The following is a 13,474-nucleotide window of genomic DNA, read 5'->3' as shown; positions in this document are numbered from 1 at the left end:
GATCGATTCATTAAAATAAAGCCATTATAACATTTCGACATTTTTTAAGTATCTCAATAACAATCTTTACATTTCCTTGTTACGATAAGTATTAATAATACAATATTCTGATTAAATTTTATTGTTTTACTATCATATCAATAAAACTTGTAACAATTTTGCAATATTATATATGAGGTTCATTATTTTATCATTTTCTGGCTAATTTTCGTATCTATTCGTTAACCATGATATAATTGTCTCATCATTTAAGAAAAAGGATGAATTGTATGAAGCCTACTGCACCAAAATATAATTTCCATGACATAAAAGAACTAAAATTCGGAGAAGAAATTGGTAACTCTGTATCTCATGGTGTGCCTGCCCTACTCATCTTATTTACTCTTCCTTATTTTGCGGTACAGTCATATGTACAGCACGGTAGCCTTTTTTCTTTCGGTATCAGTGTGTTTTTAATCAGCATATTCCTAATGTTTATCTCATCATCTATCTATCACTTAATGCCACCGAAGTCTGTTCATAAATTAGTGATGAGAATCATAGATCATGCGATGATCTATATCGCTATCGCCGGCACATATACACCTGTCGCATTAAATCTGGTTGGAGGGAAGCTCGGCATCACAATTATGATCACCCAGTGGGTTATTACTATTGTTGGTATCGTCTATAAGGCAACAGCAAAACATGTGAATCCAAAAATTAGCCTTGCCATGTACTTAGGAATGGGCTGGCTTGGTGTCGTACTGTTTCCATCGTTAATCAGTAAAGCAAGTTTGACTTTTATACTGCTCATCATCGCCGGTGGGTTAATGTATACGATAGGTGCATGGTTCTATGCACAGAAAAACCGTCACTACTTCCATATGATCTGGCATTTCTTTATAATCCTAGGTGCTTTATGTCATTTCATCGCTTTGCTTTATTTTATACAATAAATAAACGTGACACGAGCAAACACTCGTGTCACGCTTGTTATTCTCCGACTAGCAATCCATTATGTTTATATATTTTAAACGTCTGGATTAAAAAATTATTATGTTTATCTATTGCTTTCACTTTGAAATAACTGCCACCTGCATCTTCTTCATCATTTCCAGCAATTAAGACGACCTGTTTATCTGGATTCTCTTTTATTAAACGTGCCATATGTTCTGTTCTGACTTTTTCTATTGCGCCATCAATATTTGCAACTTGCTGTGTGCGCTGTTTTACTACAGGCGTCACACTATAATCATTAAAGTCGTAAACCTCCATTCTTTTATGTTTTTTATTATAAGAGAGATCATATACAGTGACCACTTTACTTTCAATATTATTTGTTCCATTAGATTTCATTATTCTTGATACCTTTACATGGACGTGATGCTTATTATCTTCTTCTATAGATTCAATGTTATATGATCGAATCTGATAATTATCAAACATACCTGTCTTCAGTTTATTTTTAATATACTTATCCGCTTCTGAACCCGCTTTAATATAAGGCTGAATTAATTGATATTTACGTATATTATATGCTTCCGGCATTTTCCTCATCAATTGCTTCATTGTTGACTCAGCAAGATCCTTATATGCTACTTTATAAATCTGCTTAACAGGTACACTTTCCTGTGCATTTGTCGTACTTTTTTTCACTGTCTTACTTATTTGATTGTCATCTTGACTGCATGCTGTAAGTAATAATATTATTAATGGCCATTGATACTTTATTAATTTCATAAGCATCCCCCTTTATTAGCTTTATAATATCACAATCTTCTCAACTTCTGATCTGTGACATTTATCACGCAAATATATTGTGCAACATCATATTTTTATATTAATGTATTATTTTTTCATTTTACATGTTATATTCTAATAAAATAGAAGGAGGTGCCTACGATAGAAGCATTAAAAGCCTATGAAATCTTCGATCGTTTTAATAATAAATGGAGCTGTACTATATATAGAAATTTACAGTACCAGGAGGCCCCTTCTTTTATGCGATTGCGTTGTAGTGCGCTCAACTATAATCGTATCATGGAAACAAATAATGACGAACAAACTTTACTTCGATTATTACGTTATATTACAATTTATCTCGACGAACTCCAGTTTGTGAGTCATGATACTGTGCGACTAGTAGATGTCTCTCCTTTACCTGAACAATAAAAAATTGTGAAGAATATCCAACATTCTTCACAATTTTTTATTTCATAATGCGATTAACCTCCAAAATACAGTGAACTAAATAATATAAGCAGTATAAGATCGAACACGTGTCTGAACATATTTTCTTTAAATGCATTTCTATCGAGACTATCTAGTAATCCTAATATCAATAGTGCTGCGAAAGATAATACGATTAATAAATTCAGGTTTACTTGTGTTACTAATCTTATGATAATCATAAAAATAACAGCAATATTTAATATATTATATGCTCTATTCCAAATTGTTGTAGTTGTTTTATTCAAAGGTACTTTTCCTCCTCAGTGTATATTATTTCTTCTTTCTTTTTTTCTTTTTCTGTTTAACCTGAACGACTTTACGTTCCTTTTTCTGCTGTGTCTTATGCCCATTTAAAGACCAAAGACGTGTATCAATGATCGCACGAACGATATACTCAGGTAATGTAAGATCCTCTACTTTTAAAAATCCACTATTTTCAATCTGCTGTATATGCTTCAATATGAATTCCGGTGTATCATTTGCACGTAGACCAAATATAATTGTGTCTGTGATTAATTGTGCTGTATATGTTCCTCTATATTCTTCTGTTACCATGTCATCTAACAATGTTCTCAGTGCCTCTATCGCTTCTGATGGTTCAGTAAAGTAAGGATCTTTGTAGTTCAGAAACTCCGATTCAGTAGCTGGCTCATAGTACTTCTTACCATGCGTTAAAGCTTTCATATTCAAGTTAACTTGTGCTAAATCGCGATGTTTAACACTTCTATGTTGAATTAAATCTTTATATTCAGGTAATAGGCGTGTTATTTCTTCTTTGATTGTCTGTTCATCTTTTTGAAGTCCTTTATATTTATATTGAAGTTTTGCGAGCTGCTTTAAACTTACAAATCCATATAAATTGAACGCACTATGATAGAACTCTATCAGCTGGATATCACTGTTAATATCCGGATGAGTTTCGATAAATTGCTTGAAATGTTGTTTCACATCTTTTGGAATTACGAGATGTTCATCTGCTTCAGGATAGAATAGAAATAATGTATCCGGAATATCTCGATTAAACCTCACAGTTTCATTATCACTTACTGCAAGCTCATAAAAGATGAGCTTATAATCGCTCGATAATTCTTGTAATAATCGTGTCAGTAGTTGGTCATCTTCAAAGTACGTACTTTGAATCAACTCAATAAGTTCATCTTTATTCTTTGAAGAAAATCCTTTAATATCAAAATTTCTGCAAATATCTTTAAGTTCTTCTTTAGATAATGACTCTAAATACCATGTTAAATTCTGAACATTATGTGTCATATATGCCTCCGTATAATAATCGTCTTCATTCAGACATGCAAACTTACTTAATTGTACCAAAAATAAATTCTATATAAAACTTTCTGAATCATAAGAGCAATGAGATAAAGCAATTCTATCTTAACCCATCACTTTCTTCTAACGTACAAATTGAATTATTTGTACCAAAAATCACGCAATTCAAAGGAATTATGACGAATTATTGTAGTAATTGTGAATATCCAAAAAAGCACATTATATAGTGATAATATATTAATCAAATACTATATATAGTGATAAGGAGTACGAATATGAGTGAAGTTATAGAACGTTTACAAGAAGATCTCACCCGTTTAACAAATGAAGTGAGTGACGTAATCCATGAGAATGCAAATAAAGATCCAAAGCGATTCACTACGATGCGAGATTTAACCGCAGGGACTGTCGCACGTCATATTGGATTAAGCATGTTACCTAAGCATGTCAAGGACGCTCACGTTAAAGGAGAAATCCACTTTCATGATTTAGATTATCATCCTTACCAACCTATGACAAATTGTTGTTTAATAGATGTCGGCCACATGTTACAGAACGGCTTTATTATGGGAAATGCACATGTCAATCCGCCACAATCCATTCAAACCGCTGCAGCACAGATCAGTCAGATTATTGCGAATGTTAGCAGTAGCCAATATGGCGGCTGTTCTATAGATCGTATCGATGAAGTATTGAGCAAATTTGCTCATCTTAACGCATTAAAGCACAGGCGTAACGCTGAGCAGTTCATTACGCTGCATTTGCAGGATGACTATGTTAAGAGAATGACAGAAAAAGATATATATGATGCAATGCAGTCATTAGAATATGAAATAAACACTTTATATACGAGCAATGGTCAGACTCCATTTGTAACATTTGGTTTTGGACTTGGTACAGATGTTTATGCGAGAATGATTCAGCGCGCAATTCTAAGTAATAGACTAGTAGGTTTAGGTAAAGAAAAGGTTACTGCAATATTCCCTAAACTTGTCTTCAGTATTAAAGACGGCATTAATTTCAAAGCAGGAGATCCAAATTACGATATTAAACAGCTTGCATTACAATGTTCTTCTAAGAGAATGTATCCAGACATATTGAATTACAAAGCACTTACCGATCTCATCGGCGACTTCAAAGTACCGATGGGCTGCCGCAGTTTCTTAAATCTATACGAAGAAGATGGGCAGATTGTTAATAGCGGTCGTTGTAATTTAGGTGTTGTAACGTTGAATCTTCCCAGAATCGCCCTCGAATCAAGGGATACAGAACAGTTCTTATCCATATTAAGGACACGATTAGACATCGCAAAAGATGCTTGTTTATATCGTATCCATCGCCTTAAAGATGCTACCCCTGAAAATGCACCGATACTTTATCTACACGGTGCATTCGGTAAATTACTGCGTCCAGACGATGATATTACACAACTATTCACGCAAAGACGAGCAACTATAAGTATCGGTTATATCGGACTGTATGAAGTCGGAGCGGCCTTATTCCACCCGAACTGGGAAACTGATGAGAAAGCTAAATCCTTTGTGGAGCAAGTACTAATTACGATGAAACAGTATGTAGCACAATTAACGGAGCAGTACGACGTACAATTCAGTATATATGGTACACCAAGCGAGTCACTTACACACCGCTTCTGCACTTTAGATTACGAGAAATTTGGTCCGTTAGAGCATATTACGGATAAAGGCTATTATACGAATTCCTTTCACTACGACACAAGAAAGGCCGTTACTCCATTTGAGAAACTGACATTTGAACAACGCTTTGCAAAACATTCGTTAGGTGGCTTTATACATTACTGTGAATACCCTGATTTGAAGCATAACTTAAAAGCGCTTGAAGCAGTATGGGATTATTCCTATGATAAAGTCGGTTACTTAGGAACGAACTTACCGATTGATAAATGTTTTGCGTGTGGGTTTGAAGGGGAATTCGAAGCGACTGCAGATGGCTTTATGTGTCCGCACTGCCATAATACTGATCCTGAAACGACCGATGTGATTAAGCGCACTTGCGGTTATTTAGGACAACCACTTAAACGACCGATGATTAAAGGCCGTCATAAGGAAATACAATCTCGAGTTAAACATATGTGTTCAGTATGAGCAATATCGCAAAGATTATGCCAGCATCAATGGTTGATGGTGAAGGTGTACGCGTCAGCGTATACATTTCAGGATGCAATTTTCACTGTCCAGGTTGTTACAATGCAAGTATATGGGACTTCCATAAAGGTACGCCTTGGTCAGAAGCGCTTAAACTTGAAATTATAGCATTATTAGACCACGACTATATCCAAGGTCTTTCTATTCTCGGTGGAGAACCATTGCAGAATGCTGAACTTACACACGAACTCATACGTTCAGTAAGAGAACATTTCGGACATTCTAAAGACATATGGCTCTGGTCCGGTTATATGATTGAATGGATATCACGTTCGTCTTTTGCGTTTATATTAGATGATATTGATGTCCTCATTGATGGACCCTTTGTAAAGTCTCTTTATAGACATAACTTAAAGTTTAGAGGTTCTCTTAATCAGCGAATACACGACTTAAGTAAAAAACGCACACCTTTCAAATGAATTGGAGGGTGTGCATTGTATTTATTACTACTTTCTTCTAGCAGATATAATTAGCATCATCGGTCTTCTGAGTTCATCTTTCATTTCAGGATTGGACTCAAGCATATCTTTACTAGGTTCAGGTTCATCAATGCCCTTAATAACAAAGTTGTTATCAATCAGCACACTCAAATAATGTGATAATGTACGATGGTATTTACGAACTTCTTCTCCAAGAAAATTCGTCTCACGTTCTCCTTCTTTATAGTAATTGTCTACCGGCCAATATAATTTATTCCCTTCCTCATCATATATCCACTGTTGAGAGCCTTCAGCTGTATAAACAGGATGTTCTATACTAAAAATAAATGTGCCATTAATCGTGAGCACTTCTTTTACTTGTTCAACGACATCTTTGAATGAAGGCATATAATGAATGGCAAGTGAACTCATCACTACTTCAAACTCGTGGGGCTCAAAATGCATTTCGTCCATAGACTGCTCAAGAAATGTTATTTTATCGGCATCAGGTTGTTGCCTGGCATGTTTTAACATCTTTTCAGAAACATCTATTCCTACTACTTTTGAAGCACCAGCCTCAACTGCATATTGACAATGCCAGCCATAACCACACCCTAAATCTAATACCGCTGCATCTTCTAGATTGGGTAACAATGATTTAAACGCTTCCCATTCACCGGCGGCCTCTAATCCATTTTTCGAACGTTCCATCTCACTATAGTTTTGGAATAAGGTGTCATCGTATCGTTTATCCATATTTTTCCCCTTTTATTCTTGTTTCAAGAAATCCAAAGCTTCTTTTTCAAAGTGTTCTTTTTCTTCAAACAGCATCGCATGCCCACTCTTTTCAAATGTAATAAGTTTGCTACCCGAGATATATTGATGTATCGTTTCAGCTTCATCTTGAGGAATAAGTTCATCATACTTCCCATTTAAAATCAGCGTCGGTGCTGTAATGGACTTAAAGTCTTCTACATTAAAATCAATTGTAGATAATATTACTGCATCTTCTTCCTTGTCTGTCAGTCCATTAGATGTTTCAATCATTTTCTTATAATATTTCTTAATAGCCTTAACATCATGATACATATAATCCATCAACACTTCGTTACGCTTAGAGCGTGATAATGTTCTTAGTATACTTGCATACTTGGAATGAAATTTCTGTTCTGCTTCGTAATAACTCTGTTGACCGATACTCATAACTACAAGGTGATTCACGTACTCTGGATACTTTGCAGCGATACTACCTGCAACCATTCCACCGAGGCCAAAGCCCATGAAATGTGCATTTTTAATAAACAATTTATCCAGAACTGTTAGCACATCCTCAATATAACCATCCATTGTTATCGACGTGAGTTTATCAGACAGGCCATGCCCTCTTAGGTCGATCTTTATTAATTGAAAATCTTTAAAGGCATCGTTAAATGCGTCAAACATTGACGTATTCATAAATTGGCCATGAATCATGACAAGCGGATAACCTTTCCCTCTAATTGTATAGTGTATTGCAACATCGTTATTTGTTAATGCAAGCTCCATAAAACACCTCGTTATCTTATAATCTTCGCAAATTCATGTACATCTGATGATTCATCATAATTATAATTTTCAGTGTACTCTACTGTCTTTATTGTACAGTTATTTTTAATTGTAACATTATCTCCACGTACAAGTTCTGCAACAACATTTTCTAGCGTCACGACCGAACCATCGATTGCTCTTACTGATAATCTCGAATCTTTGTCTTTAAGTAGTAACATTTCACGTTCTGCTTTCACTTGTACTTCCTCGCCATTTAAATAACGGATATTACTGACCTCACTGACAATAATCTCCGCCGCTTGCACTGTCAGATCATTATCGAGCTGTAATGAGCCTGTTGACCTAAAACGTTCCGAGTTTATTGGTCCACGTGCAACCACTACCCCTGTTGAATCGAATTTTTCACTTCTCAGTCCACCTTCAGTCTGTAGACGCCCTTTATTATGAATAGATGCGGATATTGTATCACGATTCACTCTAAGCTCTGCATCTTTATCGATTGTCAGCTGCTCTGTTTCAAGGGTATCTTCTATATTCAATGTACCAGAAACACGAATAAATGGTGCATTGACTTTTCCTTGTACAGTGAGGGTTCCTGTTTCATGTATCATTATTTCATTTGCTTCAATGCTCGAAGTTACAGTTACAGGAGCACTTACTTCTATCTTCTCAAATATTCCACCTTCTACGCTTGCAGGTTCGTTCCAATTGATCATTGTCATGTAATCGTCTCCTCGTCTAAAATATTTAATATTTCTATCATTGTATGTGTTTTCATTTCTTTAGTATTTATCAGTCGTATTCCTGTACCGACTGCATCCACAATTTCATCACCTGTTACAAATAATGTATCTTGAGGGCGTGTGTCTAATGAACGACACATCTCAATCAACTGTGTTTCACCAATCGTATTTTCTTCTGTAATGATTGTATGCGTAATATAATTTTCTATACCCAGAACATCGATAATATAACGCTCATGCTCATACTCACCGGTGGCAATCACTCCAATTTTATAACCTCTATTTTGCAGTCTGGTCACGGTTTCTTTCATATTATTAGTTTCTGAAGCGAATTTAGGGAAATTTAACGTATAATCCTGCATAAGCTCACGTGTTTCAATGTATGTAATACCAAACTTATCAATAACAGCCTGATACACACGCTTAACCGGAACTGCACCTTCTTTATCATATGTTATAAAGTAGTTGATAAAATCCTGCTTTTGCACTTCAATAAAGTAAGTTCTGTAATATTCATACTGTGCATCTAAAAAACGCTCAAGTGATAACTTCCTATCTAACAATACTGATTCCATATCAAATATTATAGCCTTAACCATATTATCCCTCCGTTAGCAGTATTATACCCTATCTGATACACTGTTATCATATAAAAAGGAGGGAGAAACGATGTGGACAAAAAGAAAATTAATTGGAAAGCAAGATTATAAGGTCTTTAAAGTCATGACCGCTCAATTTAGCTATTACTCAAATACTGCTGAATTCTATCAAATTGAGGCACCACATTGGATTAATATTATCGCACGATGTAAAGATGATATCATTATGATTCATCAGTATAGAATCGGTATCGAAGATTACAGTTTAGAGTTACCCGGAGGAATTATAGAAGAACAAGATATTATCACAGCCGGAATGCGCGAGCTTGAAGAAGAAACAGGTTATACAGGTACGCCTGAAATTATTGGCACGATGCACCCTAATCCAGCACTTTTTACAAATCATCTCTATACGTTATATGTGAAGGATGCATATTATATAGCGACAAATAAGCTAGAAACATTTGAAGATATCACTGTATATCATGTGCCCTTATCAGAAATACACAGAAAAATAGCGCATGGTGAAATTACCAATGCGCTGACACTTGCGAGTTTAATGCAATTAATCTCGAGATATCCTCATTTGTTTGACTGTAGTAATGAATAATAAAGGCAATCCAATGAGACACATCATGATACTCACTGGAATTTGTACAGGAGGCACGATAACTTTTCCCAGGAAATCTCCAAGTAATATAAGTATAGTGCCAAGTAAGGCTGTCGTATGCATTTTACTTAAGAAATTTCCACGCATAAAGAAACGCACAAATGGTGGAATAACCATTCCGACGAATCCAATAATACCTGTGAAACTAATCAAAATTGCTGTTGTAATACTTGCAATCGTTAATAATAAATACATAAAACGCGTGGCTTCTAATCCTAATACATGTGCATGCTCCTGCCCTAGTGACAATAATTCTAACGGTTTATGGTAATAATAAAGTAATAGTATCCCTATGATACTGACAGGGAGTACAATGATCACTTCATTCAAAGATACATTATCAAGAGTGCCAAAAAGATAATTCATAATATCCCTAGTTTTATCAGGAACAAAAAGTATAAGCATATACAGTACACTAGAACAGAACAGATTAATGAACATTCCAGTTAGCACAACCCATACCGACTGATGACTTACTTTAATCATCATGCTAAGCAGTATTACAACGAGCAACGTGATTAAACTTATCACGATTCCACTGACCGCAATCATCACAAGCGACAGTCCTGTAATTACACCAAATGCACTACCAAGACTGGCACCACTTGCAATACCAAGGGAAAAGCTGTCCGCAAGATTATTCCTTAATATAATCTGAAAAGTTAAACCACTTAACGACAAAACAGTACCTGCAACAATTCCCATAATGACACGCGGGATTCGTACTTCCAATAATATAGACCGATTAAGTGGATCCGTTAAATCTAGCCATCCATTATCAAAGAACAAATGACCACAAATGATGCATAATATGATACAAAACAAATGTTTATTGTGCATCTTCTATCGTTTCAGCAAGTTCCTTTAATCCTTGTGCGATACGTGGACCCGGCCTTGAAATTTCATCCTCATGGATCGTGTATACAGCACCATGCTTCACTGCATTCACATTGCTGAATCCCCCACGTTTTTCTACTGAAGCTTTATATGCTTCATCCGATAAGTCACTTGTTGCAATGATGACATCAGGATTCCGTTTAATAATGGCCTCTGAATTTACTGGCTGCCATCCATTGATATCATGGAAGACATTGACACTACCGAGCTGGTGAATCATGTCATCGAACAACGTCCCTTTACCACCTGTATAAATCTCAGGCGCCGGAGACACTTCTACTAATACCTTTTTATCAGCCAGTTTGTTGTGATACTCAGCAATCACTTGTTTTATATCTTCTTTAATTTTCGCTTCAAGTTGATTCGCTTCTTTTTCTTTATGTATAGCTTTACCGATCTGATCGATACTGGTATACATTTCATCGAAGTTTTGAGCATCTTTTACCGTTACCACCGTAATTCCTTTATCACTTAGACGCTTTAAGACCTTTTCTTGAGAGGTCATCGATTCATGTGCAAAGATTATCGTCGGTTTTGCTTTTAACAACGCCTCGTAGTTCAACTGCATCGCATCAAATTTTTCAAGGTTTTTAACTTCTTTGGGATAGTCGTCAACGGTTGACACACCGACCATTTCTTCTTCCATACCCAGTGCATAAAGGATCTCAGTATTACTCGGCATCAATGAAATAATACGTTCTTCCTTTACTTTGTTTGTTTGTCCGTTGCATCCCGTTAATACGCATAAAGTTATCAATAGAATAATTATTCTTTTCATTTTAGGCTCCTCGTAATAAAAGGGTGGGACAACTAAATGTTCCACCCTTCATATTTAATAGGAATTACATCTTCTCTGGACTAGACACACCCACTAATGTCAATGCATTCTGTAATGTAATTCTAACTGCTTCAATCATTGCTACATGTGCACTTGATTTTTCAATATCATCTGTTAATACTTTTTCAGCATTATAGAACTTATGGAAATGTGCTGCAAGATCCTGTATATAATTTGTAATGCGGTGTGGTGCACGGTGTTCTGCAGCTTGCTCAATAACACTTTCAAAGTCTGCGACACGCTTTAATAATTCAAATGCTTTTTCATTTGTAATTAAAGCATAGTTCGCGTCTCGACTTGGTGTGATACCTGTTTCTTTCGCCTGACGTAACATCGAGCATATTCTCGCATGTGCATATTGTGCATAGTAAACTGGATTGTCACTAGATTCACTTTTCGCAAGTTCCATGTCGAAATCAAAGTGTGAGTCTGGACTTCTCATCGTTAAGAAATAACGTGCTGCATCAATTCCCACTTCGTCCATAATATCACGAAGGGTAATTGCATTCCCTGTACGTTTACTCATCTTCACTTCCTGGCCATCTTGTAATAGACGTACCATCTGCATGACTTGAATTTCAAGACGTTTTGAATCAACACCAAATGTTTCAAGTGATGCTTTTAATCGATTAATATAACCATGGTGATCCGCACCGAATAAATTAATTAACGTATCATAGCCTCGTTCAATCTTATCATAGTGATAGGCGATGTCCGGTAAGAAGTACGTATAAGAACCATCTTTCTTAATCAGTACACGATCTTTGTCATCGCCGAACTCCGTCGTACGTAACCAAGTTGCACCGTCTTCTTCAAAGATATAACCGTGTTGTCTCATCTGTTCTAACGCTTTATCGATTTCTTTATTCTCATACAACGATGTTTCACTGAACCAGTTATCGAAATGTACATTAAATTCCGTTAAATCTTTCTTTAACTTCTCCATTTCGTAATCTAATCCAAGTTTACGGAATGCTTTAATACGTTCAGCTTCCTCAACATCTTTATATTCAGGATGCTTCTCTGCTAGATCTTTACCGATTTCGATAATATCTTTACCATGATAACCGTCAGCCGGTAACGCTTTGTCTTCACCTAACGCTTGTAAAAATCTAGCTTCAATTGAATATGCCAAGTTTTCAATTTGTTTTCCAGCATCGTTAATGTAGTATTCACGTAACACATCATATCCTGCAGCAGATAACACATTACATAACGTATCTCCTACAGCTGCGTTACGCGCATGTCCGATGTGGAGGCTACCTGTAGGATTCGCAGATACATATTCCACTAAGATGCGTTCATCCTTCGGCTCACCTTTTCCAAAATCTTCTTTTTTCGTTAATGCTTCTGTAATAATTCCTGTTAAATACGCATTATCCATGTAGAAGTTAATAAATCCAGGCCCTGCAATATCGATCTTTGATACGTCTGCTTTTTGAACATCTAAGTTGTCGACAATGGCTTGTGCAATCTCTCTTGGATTACGCTTTGCGAGTTTTGTTAATACCATCGCAATATTTGTTGCGTAGTCTCCGTTTTTTGTATCTTTTGGATTTTCAATTTTTATTTCAGGCACTTCTGTTACAAGTTCCGCTTTTAATATGGCTTGCTTTATTTCTTCAATTAACGTTTCCTTCTGCTTTTGTACGATATTCATCATGCTCTCTCCTTATATGTCAGTTCATAAGAATATGTTCCTATGACCGTGTTGTTTGTTGTGATTGAATATTGTATATAGATATGGCCAGATGTGCCTTCTCTTTTTATAACGAGCTGATTTGTCGTTATATCCATAACAGCTTTCTGATTTGCCATATGATAAATATTCTGCGTTGTTTCTGTAGGTACAAATAAGAAATCCATCGATAATTCGCCGATACGCCGAATCCGGATACGATTCTCCTCTAATTTTACACGAACGCTTGTTGCAATATTATCAAGCTTCTCTGTATACGTAATATATGAATGCTGCTTGTCGATCAGTTGTCCAACTGTGTTAACTTCAAACATTTCAGTCTCTTCTTCAGTCTTAATACTTTGCAATACATGAATATCAATGTCCATACTGTTCACCAC

General features: G+C 35.9%; 16 protein-coding genes. 5 read left to right on the top strand and 11 right to left on the bottom strand.

Translation table 11 applies throughout. From position 1 onward, the window contains the following. Positions 1 to 269 precede the first annotated feature (269 nt). The gene (gene trhA, locus ACZ2V4_RS07050; protein ID WP_219493248.1) at positions 270 to 938 is read left to right on the top strand and encodes a PAQR family membrane homeostasis protein TrhA; all 669 of its coding nucleotides are present in this window, start codon (positions 270 to 272) and stop codon (positions 936 to 938) included. Between the two features lie 37 nt (positions 939 to 975). Here trhA and ACZ2V4_RS07045 read toward each other — a convergent pair whose 3' ends face one another. Beyond that, on the bottom strand, positions 976 to 1,722 hold the full coding sequence (locus ACZ2V4_RS07045) for a TcaA NTF2-like domain-containing protein (protein WP_219493249.1): 747 nt from the start codon (positions 1,720 to 1,722) through the stop codon (positions 976 to 978). A 261-nt stretch (positions 1,723 to 1,983) separates the two neighbouring features. Between ACZ2V4_RS07045 and ACZ2V4_RS07040 the strand changes: the two genes are divergently transcribed. After that, positions 1,984 to 2,154, top strand: a complete 171-nt coding sequence (locus ACZ2V4_RS07040) for a hypothetical protein (RefSeq protein WP_219493250.1) — start codon at positions 1,984 to 1,986, stop codon at positions 2,152 to 2,154. A 53-nt stretch (positions 2,155 to 2,207) separates the two neighbouring features. Here the strand turns inward: ACZ2V4_RS07040 and ACZ2V4_RS07035 are convergent, their stop codons facing one another. After that, positions 2,208 to 2,459 carry a hypothetical protein gene (locus tag ACZ2V4_RS07035; RefSeq protein ID WP_101039928.1) on the bottom strand — a complete coding sequence of 84 codons (252 nt, stop codon included), beginning with the start codon at positions 2,457 to 2,459 and terminating at the stop codon, positions 2,208 to 2,210. Between the two features lie 25 nt (positions 2,460 to 2,484). Continuing rightward, positions 2,485 to 3,483, bottom strand: a complete 999-nt coding sequence (locus tag ACZ2V4_RS07030) for a Rho termination factor N-terminal domain-containing protein (protein WP_419895156.1) — start codon at positions 3,481 to 3,483, stop codon at positions 2,485 to 2,487. 302 nt (positions 3,484 to 3,785) lie between these two features. Between ACZ2V4_RS07030 and nrdD the strand changes: the two genes are divergently transcribed. Together nrdD and nrdG are read left to right on the top strand one after the other, a co-directional pair. Then, complete coding sequence (gene nrdD / locus ACZ2V4_RS07025; protein WP_490514685.1) at positions 3,786 to 5,621, top strand: anaerobic ribonucleoside-triphosphate reductase; 1,836 nt, start codon at positions 3,786 to 3,788, stop codon at positions 5,619 to 5,621. Next, positions 5,618 to 6,100, top strand: a complete 483-nt coding sequence (nrdG, locus tag ACZ2V4_RS07020; RefSeq protein WP_419895157.1) for an anaerobic ribonucleoside-triphosphate reductase activating protein — start codon at positions 5,618 to 5,620, stop codon at positions 6,098 to 6,100. Before nrdD ends, nrdG begins: the two co-directional genes overlap by 4 nt. Positions 6,101 to 6,127: 27 nt before the next feature. On the opposite strand, the gene ACZ2V4_RS07015 is transcribed toward nrdG, so the two are convergent. Genes ACZ2V4_RS07015 through ACZ2V4_RS07000 form a run of 4 tightly spaced genes read right to left on the bottom strand, consistent with a single transcriptional unit; the run spans position 6,128 to position 8,990 of the window. Next, positions 6,128 to 6,856 (bottom strand): class I SAM-dependent methyltransferase, encoded by a 729-nt coding sequence (locus tag ACZ2V4_RS07015; protein WP_219493253.1) that lies wholly within the window; start codon positions 6,854 to 6,856, stop codon positions 6,128 to 6,130. A gap of 12 nt (positions 6,857 to 6,868) precedes the next feature. Continuing rightward, on the bottom strand, positions 6,869 to 7,645 hold the full coding sequence (locus ACZ2V4_RS07010; protein ID WP_413475347.1) for an alpha/beta fold hydrolase: 777 nt from the start codon (positions 7,643 to 7,645) through the stop codon (positions 6,869 to 6,871). A gap of 11 nt (positions 7,646 to 7,656) precedes the next feature. After that, on the bottom strand, positions 7,657 to 8,370 hold the full coding sequence (locus tag ACZ2V4_RS07005) for a hypothetical protein (protein ID WP_283722213.1): 714 nt from the start codon (positions 8,368 to 8,370) through the stop codon (positions 7,657 to 7,659). Further along, complete coding sequence (locus ACZ2V4_RS07000; RefSeq protein ID WP_490514663.1) at positions 8,367 to 8,990, bottom strand: HAD family hydrolase; 624 nt, start codon at positions 8,988 to 8,990, stop codon at positions 8,367 to 8,369. The genes ACZ2V4_RS07005 and ACZ2V4_RS07000 overlap by 4 nt, the downstream gene beginning before the upstream one ends. 70 nt (positions 8,991 to 9,060) lie before the next feature. On the opposite strand from ACZ2V4_RS07000, the gene ACZ2V4_RS06995 reads away from it, so the two are divergent. Further along, a complete protein-coding gene (locus ACZ2V4_RS06995; protein WP_283722214.1) occupies positions 9,061 to 9,600 on the top strand; it encodes an NUDIX hydrolase in 540 nt (179 codons plus the stop codon). Here the strand turns inward: ACZ2V4_RS06995 and ACZ2V4_RS06990 are convergent. The 4 genes from ACZ2V4_RS06990 to ACZ2V4_RS06975 all read right to left on the bottom strand — a co-directional run bounded on the left by ACZ2V4_RS06990 (position 9,556) and on the right by ACZ2V4_RS06975 (position 13,462). Further along, positions 9,556 to 10,500: a FecCD family ABC transporter permease gene (locus ACZ2V4_RS06990; RefSeq protein WP_490514662.1), complete on the bottom strand. Its 945-nt coding sequence runs from the start codon at positions 10,498 to 10,500 to the stop codon at positions 9,556 to 9,558. The two genes, ACZ2V4_RS06995 and ACZ2V4_RS06990, sit on opposite strands and share 45 nt — an antisense overlap. Then, positions 10,490 to 11,335 (bottom strand): heme/hemin ABC transporter substrate-binding protein, encoded by an 846-nt coding sequence (locus ACZ2V4_RS06985; RefSeq protein ID WP_490514661.1) that lies wholly within the window; start codon positions 11,333 to 11,335, stop codon positions 10,490 to 10,492. The genes ACZ2V4_RS06990 and ACZ2V4_RS06985 overlap by 11 nt, the downstream gene beginning before the upstream one ends. 64 nt (positions 11,336 to 11,399) lie before the next feature. Continuing rightward, complete coding sequence (gene argS / locus ACZ2V4_RS06980; protein WP_219493264.1) at positions 11,400 to 13,055, bottom strand: arginine--tRNA ligase; 1,656 nt, start codon at positions 13,053 to 13,055, stop codon at positions 11,400 to 11,402. Then, positions 13,055 to 13,462 (bottom strand): YwiB family protein, encoded by a 408-nt coding sequence (locus ACZ2V4_RS06975; RefSeq protein WP_219493266.1) that lies wholly within the window; start codon positions 13,460 to 13,462, stop codon positions 13,055 to 13,057. Before ACZ2V4_RS06975 ends, argS begins: the two co-directional genes overlap by 1 nt. Positions 13,463 to 13,474: the final 12 nt, after the last annotated feature.

Source organism: Macrococcus sp. CoH-51_TC_04 (assembly GCF_058188655.1).
Note: the sequence above shows the minus strand (reverse complement) of the source record. Positions and strands in the feature narration are given on the sequence as shown.